Source organism: Micromonospora sp. KC721, from assembly GCF_004348355.1.
Classification (GTDB): domain Bacteria; phylum Actinomycetota; class Actinomycetes; order Mycobacteriales; family Micromonosporaceae; genus Micromonospora.
The window spans coordinates 1-14,970 of record NZ_SMJY01000159.1 but is presented as its reverse complement, the minus strand read 5'-3'; the positions used below and the strand labels follow the sequence as shown (position 1 = coordinate 14,970).

The window sequence follows — 14,970 nt, the reverse complement described above, 5'->3', positions numbered from 1 at the left end:
TGTATAAGAGACAGGTCCAGCCGGGTCCACGGGTACTTGAGCATCGCCGCGCGGACCGCGGCGGTCAGATCGAGACCGGTGGTCGCCGCGCCCCTGATCTCCGTGCTGGTGACGATCCGGTACGACTGGGCGTTGCCCTCGAACCCGTCGGGCAGCCCGAGCCGGTGCCGGGCCAGCCGGTCCAACACCCGCTCCCCCAGGTGCCCGAAGGGCGGGTGGCCCAGGTCGTGGGCGAGCGCGGCGGCCTCCACCACGTCCGGGTCGCAGCCGCCGAGTTTCTCCAGCAGCTCACGGTGCCGGTCGTCGGCGGTGAGCCGCTCGGCGATCGCCCGGGCCACCTGGGCGACCTTGAGGCTGTGGGTGAGCCGGTTGTGCACCAGCAGCCCCGAGCCGCCCGGGCTGACCACCTGGGTGACGCCGTTCAGGCGGGCGAAGAACGGGGAGGCCACGATCCGGTCCCGGTCGGCCCGGAACGGGCTGGCGGCCAGGTCGCCGAGGGCACGGGCGCTGCCGCCGAAGAGCCGCCCCGCCCGCGGATCCGCAGGTTGTTCCATGATCGCCACGCTAGCGCGGAAGACGCTGGCTAGCGTCAGCGGCCGCCCCCGGGGCAGGTCACGTGGTCACAACCGTTCCACCGCGGGTCCCGAGCACCGGTTCCGCGCGTCGAAGACATACCGGGCACGCCGGGCCACCATGTCGTAGTCGAAGACGTCGTGGTCGGTTGCCACGATCACCGCGTCGGCCGCGTCGACCTCCTGCTCGGTCAACGGCACGACCAGCACCCCGCCCGGGACGTGGTGCGGCTCGGCGTACGGCTCGACGGCGCGCACGTCCGCGCCGAGGTCCCGCAGCCGCCGGGCCACGTCCGCAGCGGGCGAGTCGCGCATATCACCGGTGTTCCTCTTGTAGGCGAGGCCGAGCAGTAGGATCCGGGCGCGGCTCACCGCACGACCGGTCCGGTTCAGCCCGTCCATGATCCGCTTCGTCACGTGCTCCGGCATCTCGTGGTTGACGTCGTTGGCCAGCTCGATGAAGCGGAACTGCCGGCCCAGCCGCCGCTTGACCTGCCAGGAGAGGTAGCAGGGATCGATCGGCAGGCAGTGCCCCCCGACACCGGGTCCGGGCCGGAACGGCATGAACCCGAAGGGCTTCGTCTCGGCAGCCTCGATCGCCTGCCAGATGTCGATGTCCAGGTGGTGGGAGACCATCGCGAGTTCGTTGATCAGTGCGATGTTGACCTGCCGGAAGGTGTTCTCGATCAGCTTGGTCAGCTCGGCCACCCGAGTGGAGGTCACCGGCACGGTGCGCGTCACGATCCGGCGATAGAAATCGTCGACCCGACCCAGCGACGCGGCGTCCACCCCCGAGACCACCTTCGGCGTGTTCTCCAGCCGCCACGTCCGGTTACCCGGATCGATGCGCTCCGGGCTGTAGCCGAGGTGGAAGTCGCCGGGACTGCGCAGCCCGCTGGCCGACTCCAGGAGTGGGCGCAGCAGTTCCTCGGTCGTGCCCGGGTACGTGGTCGACTCCAGCACCACCACGCAGCCCGGTCGAAGGTACGGACCGATCCCGGTGCCTGCCTGCTCCACGTAGCTCAGGTCGGGGGTGCCGTCCCGGAGCGGGGTGGGCACGGTGATCACGCAGACGTCGAAATCCTCGGCGTCGGCGTAGTCCAGGCTCGGCCGGTACCGGCCGCTGCCGAGCGCCCGGCCGAGCCGGTCGGCCGGAATGTCCTCCACGAAGGACTCGCCCGAGGCGAGCCGCTTGACCCGGTCGGAGTCCACGTCGAGCCCGACGACGTCCATGCCCGCTTCGACCGCCCGCATGGCCAGTGGAAGACCGACGTATCCCTGGCCGATCACGACCAGCTTCTCAGCACTCACCCGGGCTCCAGATAGACGTAGGAATCACCTGGTTGGAGGCTAGAGGGATTTCTGATGATGTAAGTCCGTTTTCGTGATATCGGTGAGTTGCTGGCACCGGTGGGTGCGCCGGGGTGCAGAGCGTCCGGGGAGAGCGGCAGAATGCACGACGGAACCCACCGGAGAAGGCGGATCAAGATCGTGACCCAGTCTGTGCATCAGCGGATCGCCGAGGAGCTCGGCGTCGCCGAACGTCAGGTGCGGGCGGCCGTGGAGCTGCTCGACGGCGGCGCCACCGTGCCGTTCATCGCCCGCTACCGCAAGGAGGCCACCGGCCTGCTCGACGACGCGCAGCTGCGCACCCTCGAGGAGCGGCTGCGCTACCTGCGCGAGCTGGACGAGCGGCGGGCCGCCGTGCTGGAGTCCATCCGCGGCCAGGGCAAGCTCGACGAGGCCCTCGAAGCGCAGATCATGGCAGCCGACTCGAAGTCCCGGCTGGAGGACATCTACCTGCCGTTCAAGCCGAAGCGGCGGACCCGGGCGCAGATCGCCCGCGAGGCCGGGCTGGAGCCGCTGGCCGACACGCTGCTCGCCGACCCGACCCGGGATCCACGCGCCACGGCCGACGACTACGTCGACGCGGACAAGGGCGTCGCCGACGCCGCCGCCGCGCTGGAGGGGGCGCGGGCCATCCTGGTCGAACGCTTCGCCGAGGACGCCGACCTGATCGGCACGCTGCGCGAGCAGATGTGGTCGCGGGGCCGCCTGGTCTCGCGGGTACGCGAGGGCCAGGAGACGGCGGGCGCCAAGTTCGCCGACTACTTCGACTTCGCCGAGCCGTACCCGAAGCTGCCCTCGCACCGGATCCTGGCGATGTTCCGGGGCGAGAAGGAGGGCGTGCTCGACCTGACCATGGACCCTGAGGCCGACGGCGACGCCGACGCCCCGGTCACCGGCCCGACCCGGTACGAGGCGGCGATCGCCGGCCGGTTCGGGGTCAGCGACGCCGGTCGGCCGGCCGACCGGTGGCTGACCGACACGGTGCGCTGGGCCTGGCGTACCCGGATCCTCATCCACCTCGGCGCGGACCTGCGGATGCGGTTGTGGCAGGCTGCCGAGGAGGAGGCCGTGCGGGTCTTCGCCACCAACCTGCGGGATCTGCTGCTCGCCGCGCCGGCCGGGGCCCGACCCACCATGGGCCTGGACCCGGGCCTGCGCACCGGGGTCAAGGTGGCCGTGGCCGACGCCACCGGCAAGGTCGTCGCCACCGACACGATCTACCCGCACGAGCCGCGCCGGCAGTGGGACGCCTCCGTGGCCACCCTGGCCAGGCTGGCCGCCGCGCACAGCGTCGAGCTGGTGGCGATCGGCAACGGCACCGCCAGCCGGGAGACCGACAAGCTGGCCGGCGACCTGATCAAGCGGCACCCGGAGCTGAAGCTGACCAAGGTGGTGGTCTCCGAGGCCGGCGCGTCTGTCTACTCCGCCTCCGCGTACGCCTCCCAGGAACTGCCCGAGCTGGACGTGTCGCTGCGCGGCGCGGTCTCCATCGCCCGCCGCCTCCAGGATCCGCTCGCCGAGCTGGTCAAGATCGATCCACGCTCGATCGGCGTCGGGCAGTACCAGCACGACCTCTCCGAGGTGAAGCTCTCCCGGTCCCTCGATGCCGTCGTGGAGGACTGCGTCAACGCCGTCGGGGTCGACGTCAACACCGCCTCGGCTCCCCTGCTCACCCGGGTCTCCGGCATCGGCGCCGGGCTGGCGGAGAACATCGTCCTGCACCGCGACGCGAACGGGCCGTTCCGCACCCGGGCCGACCTGCGCAAGGTGCCCCGACTGGGGCCGAAGGCGTTCGAGCAGTGCGCCGGCTTCCTGCGCATCCCCGGCGGCGACGACCCGCTGGACTCCTCCAGCGTGCACCCGGAGGCGTACCCGGTGGTCCGGCGGATCCTCGCCCACACCGGGCAGGACCTGCGCTCCCTGATCGGCAGGTCGGCGATCCTGCGCGGGCTGCGGGCCACCGACTTCGTCGACGACACGTTCGGCCTGCCCACCGTCACCGACATCCTCGCCGAGTTGGAGAAGCCGGGCCGCGACCCGCGCCCGGAGTTCCGCACCGCCACCTTCGTCGAGGGCGTGGAGAAGATCAGCGACCTCACCCCCGGCATGGTGCTGGAAGGGGTGGTCACCAACGTGGCCGCGTTCGGCGCGTTCGTCGACGTGGGCGTGCACCAGGACGGCCTGGTGCACGTGTCGGCGATGTCGCACACCTTCGTCAAGGATCCGCGGGACGTGGTCAAGTCCGGCGACGTGGTGAAAGTCCGGGTGCTCGACGTGGACGTGCCCCGCAAGCGGATCTCGCTGACCCTGCGACTGGACGACGACCCTGCCACCGGCCGGGACGGTCAGGACAGCGGTCGCCGGGAGCGCGGCGGCCCGCGCGGGGAGCAGGGCGGACGCGGCAGCCAGGGCGGATCTGCCGGGCGCGGCGGCCCGCGCGGGGAGCAGATCGGGCGCGGCGGCCAGAGCGGATCCGCCGGGCGCGGCCAGGGTGGGCGTGCCGGGCAGCCACGCCAGGGTCGCGGCGGGGCGACGCCGCCCCCGGCCAACAGCGAGATGGCGGAGGCGCTGCGCCGCGCCGGCCTGGCCTGACCGGCCACCCGGGCCAGGCGCTGCGCCACCACCGTTGCGCCTCGCTCGGCGGCGTTGTTCGCCCGGGCAGCGAAGAAGCCCCCGGCCGGCTGGCCGGGGGCTTCGGGGGATCACGGGTTAGTGCTGGGTCTTCGCAAAACCGACGAAGCTGCGCCACACGCTGGGCGTGAAGGTCAGCGTCCCGCCGTCGCGGTCCTTTGTGTCGCGGACCAGGACGACGCCGGGCAGGTTGTCGGCGACCTCGACGCTATCACCGCCGTTGGCGCTGCTGCGGGTGCTCTTGCGCCAGGTAGCGCGGGTCAGATCCATGTCTCCGCCACTTCCCTAATCAGTTCCATCGACTGCCGGTGGGACAGCGCCTCACCGCGGACATTCTCCCACGCTGCCGTGAGGGCAACCAGGTCCCCGGGATCGGACACCACCTGGCCGTGGAGCAGGGTGTCCAGGTAACCGGCGGTCCGGTTGTCGGCGCTGCTGGCGATGACGAACGGCCCGGACAGTCCGCCGTACGCCCCCGCCGACAGGGGAACCACATGCACGCGGACGTGCGGCAACCGCGCCGTTTCGGCTAGCGACACGAGCTGCTCACGCATCACCTCGGCACCACCCACGCACCGCCGGACCACCCCCTCGTCAATGACCGCCGTCAGCCACGGGTCAGGCTGCTGCCCGGCGCGGTGTCTGGCCCCAGCGTCGTTGTCGTTCGCTGCGGACGCGGGCGCGTTCGCGGCGTTGGGCGGCCAGGACGTCGGGGTGGCGGGCGTTGGCGTTTCTCCAGTGCAGGTATCGGTGCAGGTGACGGGTCAGGGCCGGGTGGTTGGGATGGTTGGAGCCGGCGATCACGAAAGTGCGTAGCGGCCCGAACTGGGCCTTCATCACCAGCGGTCCGAACTCGTCGAACGCGAACACCCGCTACGGGAAGTGGCTGGTCACGTGCTCGATACGGGCCAGTTTGGTGTCCTGCTGAGGATCGTTGGATTCCTTCCAGGTCTTGGTTCGCTGGAAGGTGATCCCGTTGCGGTGCAGGATCTGCCGCAGCCGTTCCCGCCCGATCTCGATCGGCAGGTGGTCTGCGTGCTCAGGTAGTCGGCGAGCTCGCTTCTTCGTCAGGGCTGATCTGGCGGGGACGGCCACCCGCCCACCGAGGGTCCAGGCTGGCCATGCGCATCTCGTTAACCGGTGGATGACCTGCCGGATCGTGTCCTCGTCGGCCTGGACCAGACGGGCGATCGCCGGCACGGTGTTCCCGCCGGCCGAGGCGAGCACGACCATAGCCCGCCGTAGTCGGATAGGTGAACCGGTACCTCTACGAGTGATGCGTAACAGCCGCTGACCTTCCTGGTCACTCAGCCGTCGCACGCGTACGGGATCCTCCACCGCCACATCTGCCCGAGGCGGCTTCTCATCCTGATCAGCCTTTGTCGTGGCGTACCCTCGCGGTCGTGGATGCGCGCGACGGTCTGGACTGGCGGGAGCAGCGGCGGCGGGCGGTGGCGGCGCACGCGGCGGCCGACGAGCGCCGGCGGGCGACCGAGGCGGTGCAGGCGGCCGAGCTGGTCGCCTGGTTCGCCGACGAGGCCCGCCGGCGCGGGTTGCCGACCGAGCGCCTGACCGCACGGTCGTACGACGGTCGGGGTCGCTACCGGACCCGGCTGCGCGGCTGGTACGTGGACCGGGCCCGCACCCGGGCGGTCGACGTCGACGGCCGGTTCCACCTGCTGACCGTGCCCGGCGGCCTGCGTGCCCTGCTGTTCGGGACGGACCCCCAGCCCAGCCCGCCGCCCCTGATCGTCGGGGCCGGCGGGCGCGACGGCGAGTCCATCCCGTTGCGGGCCCTGCTCAACCGGCGGCTGGGCGACGCCGCGCCAGGTACCACCACCAGGTCTGCTGCACCGCCAGGGTGAGCAGCCCGGCGAGCACGATCGCGGCCAGGTTGATCACCAGCTGGAGCGCCGAACCGCTCGCCTCGTACCACACTCCGTACGCCGCGGCGACCGCGACGTTCGCGGCGGCCGGAACCGTGGTCACCGAGATCAGTACGCCGACCAGACTGCCGGACTTCTTCGAGGTCAGCGAGAGTATGCCGGCCACCCCGGCGAGCAGGCCGACCACCCAGGACAGCGCGTCGGGCCGCCAGATGAAGTCGGTCAGCGGCCGCTCGCCCTCCAGCATCTCCTTGCTGACCAGGCCCGCAGCGGTCAACGCCCAGGTACTGAGCACGGTGACCAGCATGGCGACCACAAACCCCACGACCAGGGCCTGCACGGACCGGAGGATCACCCGCCCCCGGCGGCGCAGCAGTGCGACGCAGAGCGCCGCGAGCGGACCGAACTCGGGACCGACGACCATCGCGCCGACGATCAGGATCGGCTGGTCGAGCAGGACGCCGATACCGGCGAGCATGGTGGCCACCGTGATCAGTACGAGGTAGGTGGCGGAGAGCTTGGTCTGTTCGCCGGTCTTGGCGGCGATCTCGTCCCAGACGACCGCGTCCGCCCCACTGCCCGGCGCCCGGCGGGCCGCCCGCTCCGCGGCGGCGGAGATGGTCAACTCGACGTCATCGGCGGCGATCCCCCCGTGCGCCTCCACGCCGAGCTGCTGTAGCCGGTGCAGTACCCCGTCGGCGCTCTCCCGCACCACGTCGCACAGGATCAGGTCGCCGCGCGGCCGGCGGGCGGCGCCCTCGATCACCGCCAGGTGGGCCACGCCCGGTTCGGCGGCCAGCAGGTCGGCCACCGCGCCGGACCGGTCCGGCGGTGCGATCACCCTCAGGTGCAGCACGTCTCTCCCCTCGTCCGAGCGTGTCCGGACTCTACTTCGGCAGCTCGGTGCCGGCGGCAGCCGCCATGGTCAGCTCGGTCGGATCAGGGGAAGGTGCGCGGGCGTGACGGAGTCAGTTGGAGCAAGACGTCCCACCTCGACGTCGAGTACGTCGAGGTGGGACCTCCGGCTGGATCTGGCGGTTCTCGGCCTGACGGTGCGGACCGTGGTGCTGGGGCGCGAGAGGATCTCCGCTGGCGACGTCGCCACCGCGCCGGAACTCCTCGGCATCGCCACGCCGCGTCGGCGGCGGACGCATCGCCGCTGGCACGCTGCCGGACCAGCAGGCCAGGGCGGCCGGCGATGACCCGGCGTGGCGGCGGGCGGCCTGGAGTGTGGCGGGGGACGAGGCGCTGCTCAGCCTGCGTCTTGAGGCTGGCGACGACCGGCGGTGACCGGGGCGGCTCTTGGCCCGCCGTCCGCGAGCTGACACGGCCGGCAGCCCTCCACCCCGCGACGGGGCGGAGGCGGCGGAGACACAGGTGCCGGGCCTCAGACCGGCAGCATCGGTATCCCGTCCGGCCCCGGTTCGGTGGCCAGGCGTTGCCCGTCGCGGTGGGCGGCGGTGCCGAGGAACTCGCAGCCGGTGGCGGCCCCGGGCGCGGAGACGCCCTCGCGGGAGAGCACCACGCGTACGGTTGCCGCGAGGATCCGCAGGTCCAGCGCGAAGGAACGGTTGTCGACGTACTCGACGTCGTAGGCGAACTTCTCCTCCCAGCTCAGGCTGTTGCGGCCGCGTACCTGGGCCAGCCCGGTGATGCCCGGGCGGACCTCGTGCCGGCGTGCCTGCTCCGGCGTGTACCGGTCGAGGTAGCGCACCAGCAGCGGGCGTGGCCCGATCAGGCTCATGTCACCACGCAGCACGTTCCACAACTCGGGCAGCTCGTCGAGGCTGCACGCGCGCAGCCACCTGCCGACCCGGGTGAGCCGGTCGGCATCGGCCACGAGGCCACGCGAGGGATCGACGGACCGCATGGTACGGAACTTCACCATCTGGAACAGCTCGCCGTCGCGACCCGGCCGGGGATGCCGAAACATGACCGGCCGGCCCAGCGTCATCAGCACGACGGCCGCGACGATCAGCAGCACCGGCGCGGTGACGATCATCAGGAACAGCGCCCCCACCACGTCCAGCATCCGCTTGTAGGGATCGTACGGCCGGGCCGGTGCCCGACCCTGGTGACGTCGGCCGGGCACGGTCAGCAGGTCGGCTGGACCACCCGTCTCCCGGTGTGAGATCTGGCTTGTCACGAATCCCCTCCAGCAGCGGTCGACGAACAACGCCGCCGGCTCAGCGCTTTCCGCCTCGCCGGCCCATTTTCAGCAACATGTCCTCGATGTGGTCGGCACCGACCCGCAGCGACATGCGCTCCCGGTACACCGCGAGCGCCCGCTGGGACATCGCCGACCGCGCCGCCTCGGACAGCGCGGCGGCGCGGCGGAACTGGGCGGCCAGCGCCGTCACGTCCTCCGCCGGGCTGGCGAGTCCCGCACCGCTGGCCGCGACCAGGTCGGCGCAGTCACCGTTCGCGGAGACGATCACCGGAGCACCGCTGGCAAGCGCGGCCTGCAACTTCGAGGGGACCGTGCCACGCAGGCCCGGCATGTCCCGCAGGGTCACGAGCTGAAAGTCGGCGGCGGCGTACAGGCCGGCCATCTCCTGCGGTGTGCGGCGGCCAAGGAACCGGACATTGTCGACGCCCAGCTCGGCGGCGAGTTGTCGGGCTTCCGCCTCCTCGTTGCCCGAGCCGACGAAGACCAGGTCCAGTACGGGGCCGACCACCGCCGCTGCCCGTACCGCCGTCGAGACCCGTTGCAGCGGGCCGAGGTTGCCCGCGAACATGACGACCGGCCTGCCCCGGTGGCCGATCGCCGCCAGGTCCCCGGCGGTGGCGGGCGCCGGACGGAACAGCGTCTCGTCGGTCCAGTTCCACACCACGCGCACCTTGCTCGGGTCCGCGCCCCGGTCGATCACCAGGTCGGCCATCGACGGCGAGATGACCGCGATCTGGGCGGCACTGTGGTAGATCCGCCGCATCACCCCGCTGATCCCGTGACCGAGAATGCGTCCGGCCACGCCGCCCGGAGCCATCGCCGAGCCCGTCACCGACTCCGGCCACATGTCCTGCACGTGTAGCAGGGCGGGCACCCCGCGCAGCAGCCGCAGCAGGGCCGGGGCGGCGTACGCGGTGGGGGGTGGGCTGAAGACGTAGACCACGTCGATCCCGGCCAGGAAGCGGGGTGCCGCCGCCAGGCTGGTGGCGGCGAACGACATCAGGTTCGCGGCCCGCCGGGCCGCCGAGGCGTCGTGGCTGGGATAGATCGGTACCCGCCGGACGGTCGGCCCGGTGCTCCGCTCGACGTGTCGCCACCGCTGACGGAATCCCGGATAGGTGCGCCCGTTCGGATAGTTGGGGAACGCGGTGAGCACTTTCACCTCGTGCCCCCGCGCCGCCAACTCGTCGGCGAGGTTACCGGCGATGAACACCGGTTCTGGCGCGTACCACTGGGAGACCAGGCCGACCTTCATGCCGCCGCCCCGGCCGCTGCGGGCACCGCGCTCTCCACCCGTTCCGCCACCGTGTCCGGCCGATCCGGATCGAAGATCTCGTTGGCCCAGAAGAGGGTCAACAGATCGTCCGAGCCCACGTTGAGGATCTTGTGTACCCACATGGTCGGCATGTCGACGGCCACGGACTCGTCTCCGCCGACGCGGAACCGGATCACCTCGTCGCGGCCCACCCGGCGCAGACTGATCTCCGCCCGTCCCCGCAGCACCACGAAGCGCTCTATCTTGGCGAGGTGGAAGTGCTCACCCCGAGACACCCCCGGACGGGTGGTCGAGCAGAATACCTGCCCGGCACCGCCGTGTGACTTGGTTGTCTCCACCAACTCACCGCGCACGTCGGCGTGCTGCGGCAGCAGGATGGGATGCTGGTCCGGAAAGGTGAACGACCGGTAGGTGTTGAACAGCCGCACCGCGTGCCGGTCGGTCAGGGCCGGGATCTCCCCCCGCCGGTAGGTCGCGGCGTAGCCGGCCAGGCGACGGGCGAGTTCACGGACGCTGATCCGCAGACCAGGCATCGCGGCGTCCCAGGTGCCACCGACCGGGGCACCGATCAGCCGGGCGGCGGCGTCCGTCGCGTGTACCAGGGTCAGCTCGCGATCCTCGTGCAGTTCCGGCTCACGTCCGTCGGCGAGCAGCCGGCAGAAGGTCGCCGTCACGCCGTTGTAGAACGGGCGGCCGTGCTCGCCGTACAGGTTGGGCAGGCGCTCGTCAACGAGGTCGGGACGGGCAGCCGCCAGCGTCGCCGCAGCCGTCGCCTTCGAGTCGCCGTACGGGGTCCCGTTGCCGGCCTGCACCGAGTTGGCGAAGACAACCGTCTGCGGTGGCGTCGCGCAGCGGCGCAGCCCTCGGGCCAGCGCGGCGGCGAGTTGGACGTTGCCGCCGGCGACCTCCGCGGGTTCGCCCCGGTTGACCCCCGCGAGGTGTACCACGCGATCAACGCCGTCGATCCTGGCCGCCACGACGGCCGGGTCGACGAGGTCGGACCGGCTGACCACGACGGGCTCGGGCCACCCGATGGCACGGGCCAGCACCCGGACGTGCCACCCGAGGAAACCGTTGGCCCCGGTGAGGGCGAGCCGCGTCACGACAGCACCGGATCCCGCAGGGTCAGCTCCGCCCGCACCTCGGGGAGCGTGACGAGCAGGTCCATGATCTGCGGTACGTCCAGGCGGACCGCGTTGGCGGAGGTGAAGTCCTCCTGCGGGCTCTCGGTCAACTCGCCCTCGGTCACGTAGAGGGCGTAGTTGAGGTCACGGGCGTCCAGCGGGACCCGGAAGAAGTCGCCGAAGTCCTCTGCGCGGACCAGTTCCTCGCGGCTGGCCAGCGTCTCGTCCTGTTTCTCGCCGTGCCGCACCCCGATCACGTCGAGCTTGGCCGGCACGTCGAAGAGCTGGCAGAGTGCCTCGGCCAGATCGGCGATGGTGCAGGCCGGCGCCTTGCGGATGAAGACGTCGCCGGCGCAGGCGTGCTGGAACGCGTGCTCGACCAAATCCACGGAGTCGTCCAGGGACATCAGGAACCGGGTCATCGCCGGGTCGGTCACGGTCGGTGCCCGACCGGCCTTGATCTGCTCGATGAACAGCGGTATCACCGAACCCCGGGAGTACATGACGTTGCCGTACCGGACACAGGAGACGGTTGTCGGGCTGCCCGGGTGGTTACGGGCGTGCGCCTGCGCCACCTTCTCCATCAGCGCCTTGCTCATGCCCATCGCGTTCACCGGGTAGACGGCCTTGTCGGTGCTGAGCAGGACCAGCGACCGGACCTCGTTGCGCGCCGCCGCCTCGACGACGTGGGCGCTGCCCAGGATGTTGGTACGGACGGCCTCCAGCGGGAAGAACTCGCAGGACGGCACCTGCTTGAGCGCCGCGGCATGGAAGACGTAGTCGACGTCCCGGCTGGCGTGCAGCAGACTGTCGAGGTCGCGGACGTCCCCGACGTGGTACCGCACCCGGTCGTCACCCAGCACCCGACGCATGGCGTCCTGTTTGGCCTCGTCCCGGCTCAACACGCGGACCTCGCCGACGTCTCGGTCGAGGAGACGGCGCACCATCGTCTGGCCGAAGGATCCGGTCCCACCGGTGATCAAGACCCGCCGGCCGGCGAAGTTAAGCGTCACAGTCACTCCTGACAGCAGGGCAGATAGTAGCTTTAGAGACAATCTATTACTTATCGGTACGAAGGCGGCAAAAACGGTGTAACTGGGCACGGCCGTCCGCCACCAATCTCGAAGCACTCCCGCGTCAGGCCGCCTCAGCGGACGGGCCCAGACACGGCTGTCAGCGCCGGATGCCCGCCCAGTCGTGATGGCGGCGCACCGTGGAGAGGATGAAGTCGACGACGCGTCGCGAGGTGTCCGGCACCTGATAGTCGACCGGGCAGGGGACGCCATCGGCGCGTACCTGCGCCACGGTCACCTCAATCGCCTCCACCACACCCGCCGGCTCCAGGCCGGTCATCATGATTCCCCCGGCATCGAGCGCCTCGGGACGCTCGATGGACTCGCGCAACGTCACTGCCGCGAATCCCAGGATGGCCGCTTCCTCGCTGATCGTGCCGCTGTCGGAAAGGGTGCAGTACGCCCGCATCTGAAGGTGGACGTAGTCGAAGAACCCGAAGGGCTCGTGAAAGGCGATGCCGTCGAGCGCACCCGCGTCCGGCACGGTTGCCTCCAGTCGTTTGCGGGTCCGCGGGTGTGTGGACACCAGCACCGGGAATCCCCACCGGTCCCGTACCGCCACGAGACACTCCAGCAGTCGACGGAGACGGTCGGGGTCGTCGACGTTCTCCTCACGGTGCGCACTGACCACGAAGTACCGACCGGCGACGAGGTCGAGCTGACGAAGGACCGGCGAACTGTCGATGTCGGACCGGTAGTGGGTCAGTACCTCCCGCATCGGCGAGCCGGTCAGGAGAATCCGGCGCGGGTGCAACCCTTCGGAGAGCAGGTTCCGGCGGGCGTGCTCGGTGTAGACCAGGTTGAAATCGGCGACATGGTCGACCAGACGGCGGTTGGTCTCCTCTGGCACGTTGAGGTCGAAGCAGCGGTTGCCGGCCTCCATGTGGTACACGGGGATACGCATCCGCCGGGCCATCAGGGCCGCGATGCAGCTGTTCGTGTCGCCCAGGACCAGCAGCGCGTCGGGCCGCAGGTCGACGAGAGCGGACTCGACCCCGACCAGCACACCGCCGAGCACCCGGCCCAGCGACGACGTGTCCACCCGCAGGAATCGGTCTGGATCCCGTAGCCGCAATTCCTTGAAGAAGACGTCGGAAAGGTTGCTGTCCCAGTTCTGGCCGGTGTGCACCAACACGTGGTCCACGGTGTCCTCGATCCGGGCGATCACCCGGGACAGCCGGATGATCTCGGGTCGGGTTCCGACCACCGTCATGATCCGCGTCATGCCCGTCCTCTCTGCCGCCACCGGGTCAGCATGTCCTCGAACCGGTCGACGCCCATCCGGCGGTCTTGACGCTCATAGACCGTCCCGTGTCGTCGCTCCCCCGGTCACCGCCCGCGAAACGCGGCATCCGGGACAACGAGACGCCGGGGACCGAGATACGCCTTTCGCAACTGACCCGGCAAAAGGTACGGATGGCGAGGCGCCTCCACCTTGCGTCCAGGCCGGTCCACGCCCGCTGCGGGACCTCGGCCGGCGATCCGCTCAGCCGGGCCACGACTCCAGACGCACCACGTCCAGGATGTTCTCCCGGGCCACCGTCGCCCGCCACCGCCGGTAGGCGTCGGCGGCGGCCAGCCGGGCCTCGTACCGCTTCCCGGGCGGCCGGGCGGCCCACCGGTCGATCTCCGCGGCCCAGGCCGCCGCGGTGAACTCCGACACCACCGCCCCGCCGCCGGCGGTCAGCACCGGGGTCCACGGAGTGCGGTCCGAACAGAGCACCGGGCAGGCGACCGCCAGGCTCTCGGCCACCACGTGGCCGAAGTTCTCCCCCAGTGTCGGCAGGACCAGCGCGTCGTGCTCGGCCAGCGCCGCCGGCACCTGACCCGGCGGCAGGACCCCCCGGTAGTCCACCCGCACCCCGGGCGGCAGCGCGGTGATCAACGCCTCGCAGCGCCGCCAGTAGGCCGGATCCTCGATCGGGCCGTACACGTCGAGGGTCACCGGACGCCGCACCACCGCCAACGCCTCCAACGCCAACGCCAGGTTCTTCATCGCGGCGACCCGCCCGACGAAGACCAGCCGCAACGGCCCCGGCACGGGTGGCGGAGGCGCGGTGGGCTCCGGCGGCAGCGGGGTCTGGTTGGCGTTCACCCGGACCGTCGCCCACGGAAACAGCCGGCGGATGTCGGCGGCCTCGCGCGGCGTGGAGGCGTGGAACGACGCGTCCAGCCGGCGCAGCACCCGTCGCCAGCCGACGACGAACAGCCGCTTGCGCGCCGAACGCAGCGACAGTGCCCCCGGTGAGCACTCGCCCCGAGGCGCCACCAGCACCCGGTCGGCGCGCAGCAGGCCAACGCCGACGGCCAGCACAGGAACCAGTGACATCGTCGCCCACAGGCTGTTGACGTAGAGCAGGTCGAAACGGGTCCGCCGCAGCTCCCGCCAGAGCCGGAACCACTGTCGGGGGCTGCGCAGCGACAGGTAGAACACCGGCGTCCGGCCGCGCATCAGCCAGCGGCCGGACAGCTCCGGATAGGGCTCGGCGTCGCCGAGGTCGCGGTCCCGGGTGACCAGTGTCGCCGCCACCTCGCACGAAGCCGAGTCCAGGATGTGCGCGACCGACCTGCCGGGCCCGCCGCCGCGGAACCCCGGTTCGAAGTAGGTGCAGGTGACCAGCGTGCGGAACGCCGTCGTGTCCCGGCCGACGCCCGGTACGCCGCCGGCCGGTGGAGCCGCCAGGTGGTTCTGCCGCACAGGACCTCCCGGACCCGAATCCGCCACGTGGAACGAATCGGCCAACGAGCGGGACGCTTCCCGGTTACCCCCGAACGCCAGGTCCGGCCGGCGGTGCGCCGACAATCGCCACCGGATTCGTGAAAGTCGCCTGGCCGCCCGATCCGGCCGGCTATAACCGGTCCCATGCCGAGCCCCCGGATCGTCCCCC

General features: G+C 71.1%; 13 protein-coding genes and 1 pseudogene. 2 read left to right on the top strand and 12 right to left on the bottom strand.

The window, feature by feature from the left end:
• Positions 1 to 554 (bottom strand): dGTP triphosphohydrolase (gene dgt, locus E1182_RS22945; RefSeq protein ID WP_132268777.1); only part of this gene is annotated, 554 nt, incomplete at its 3' end.
• Between the two features lie 66 nt (positions 555 to 620).
• A complete protein-coding gene (locus E1182_RS22940; RefSeq protein ID WP_132268774.1) occupies positions 621 to 1,883 on the bottom strand; it encodes a nucleotide sugar dehydrogenase in 1,263 nt (420 codons plus the stop codon).
• A gap of 141 nt (positions 1,884 to 2,024) precedes the next feature.
• On the opposite strand from E1182_RS22940, the gene E1182_RS22935 reads away from it, so the two are divergent.
• Positions 2,025 to 4,514, top strand: a complete 2,490-nt coding sequence (locus tag E1182_RS22935) for a Tex family protein (RefSeq protein ID WP_132268772.1) — start codon at positions 2,025 to 2,027, stop codon at positions 4,512 to 4,514.
• Positions 4,515 to 4,631: 117 nt separating this feature from the next.
• Here E1182_RS22935 and E1182_RS22930 read toward each other — a convergent pair whose 3' ends face one another.
• From E1182_RS22930 to E1182_RS32845, 3 genes and pseudogenes are all read right to left on the bottom strand, one after another.
• Positions 4,632 to 4,817: a DUF397 domain-containing protein gene (locus tag E1182_RS22930; RefSeq protein WP_132268785.1), complete on the bottom strand. Its 186-nt coding sequence runs from the start codon at positions 4,815 to 4,817 to the stop codon at positions 4,632 to 4,634.
• A complete protein-coding gene (locus tag E1182_RS22925; RefSeq protein WP_243706377.1) occupies positions 4,814 to 5,140 on the bottom strand; it encodes a DUF5753 domain-containing protein in 327 nt (108 codons plus the stop codon). The genes E1182_RS22930 and E1182_RS22925 overlap by 4 nt, the downstream gene beginning before the upstream one ends.
• Before the next feature lie 31 nt (positions 5,141 to 5,171).
• Positions 5,172 to 5,786, bottom strand: a pseudogene (locus E1182_RS32845) (helix-turn-helix domain-containing protein).
• A gap of 170 nt (positions 5,787 to 5,956) precedes the next feature.
• Here E1182_RS32845 and E1182_RS22915 point away from each other — a divergent pair.
• On the top strand, positions 5,957 to 6,418 hold the full coding sequence (locus E1182_RS22915; protein ID WP_132268767.1) for a hypothetical protein: 462 nt from the start codon (positions 5,957 to 5,959) through the stop codon (positions 6,416 to 6,418).
• Here the strand turns inward: E1182_RS22915 and E1182_RS22910 are convergent.
• The 7 genes from E1182_RS22910 to E1182_RS22880 all read right to left on the bottom strand — a co-directional run bounded on the left by E1182_RS22910 (position 6,354) and on the right by E1182_RS22880 (position 14,780).
• Positions 6,354 to 7,295: a DUF389 domain-containing protein gene (locus E1182_RS22910; protein ID WP_132268764.1), complete on the bottom strand. Its 942-nt coding sequence runs from the start codon at positions 7,293 to 7,295 to the stop codon at positions 6,354 to 6,356. The two genes, E1182_RS22915 and E1182_RS22910, sit on opposite strands and share 65 nt — an antisense overlap.
• A 531-nt stretch (positions 7,296 to 7,826) precedes the next feature.
• Positions 7,827 to 8,585, bottom strand: coding sequence for a sugar transferase (locus E1182_RS22905; RefSeq protein ID WP_305792137.1), 759 nt, complete (start codon positions 8,583 to 8,585; stop codon positions 7,827 to 7,829).
• Positions 8,586 to 8,625: 40 nt separating this feature from the next.
• A complete protein-coding gene (locus tag E1182_RS22900; RefSeq protein ID WP_132268762.1) occupies positions 8,626 to 9,864 on the bottom strand; it encodes a glycosyltransferase family 4 protein in 1,239 nt (412 codons plus the stop codon).
• Entirely contained in the window at positions 9,861 to 10,988 is a 1,128-nt protein-coding gene (locus tag E1182_RS22895) for an NAD-dependent epimerase/dehydratase family protein (protein WP_132268760.1), read from the bottom strand. Before E1182_RS22895 ends, E1182_RS22900 begins: the two co-directional genes overlap by 4 nt.
• Positions 10,985 to 12,028 carry a polysaccharide biosynthesis protein gene (locus E1182_RS22890; RefSeq protein ID WP_305792136.1) on the bottom strand — a complete coding sequence of 348 codons (1,044 nt, stop codon included), beginning with the start codon at positions 12,026 to 12,028 and terminating at the stop codon, positions 10,985 to 10,987. The genes E1182_RS22895 and E1182_RS22890 overlap by 4 nt, the downstream gene beginning before the upstream one ends.
• 154 nt (positions 12,029 to 12,182) lie before the next feature.
• A complete protein-coding gene (gene wecB / locus E1182_RS22885) occupies positions 12,183 to 13,307 on the bottom strand; it encodes a non-hydrolyzing UDP-N-acetylglucosamine 2-epimerase (RefSeq protein WP_132268758.1) in 1,125 nt (374 codons plus the stop codon).
• A gap of 261 nt (positions 13,308 to 13,568) precedes the next feature.
• Positions 13,569 to 14,780: a glycosyltransferase family 4 protein gene (locus tag E1182_RS22880; protein ID WP_132268756.1), complete on the bottom strand. Its 1,212-nt coding sequence runs from the start codon at positions 14,778 to 14,780 to the stop codon at positions 13,569 to 13,571.
• Positions 14,781 to 14,970 lie beyond the last annotated feature (190 nt).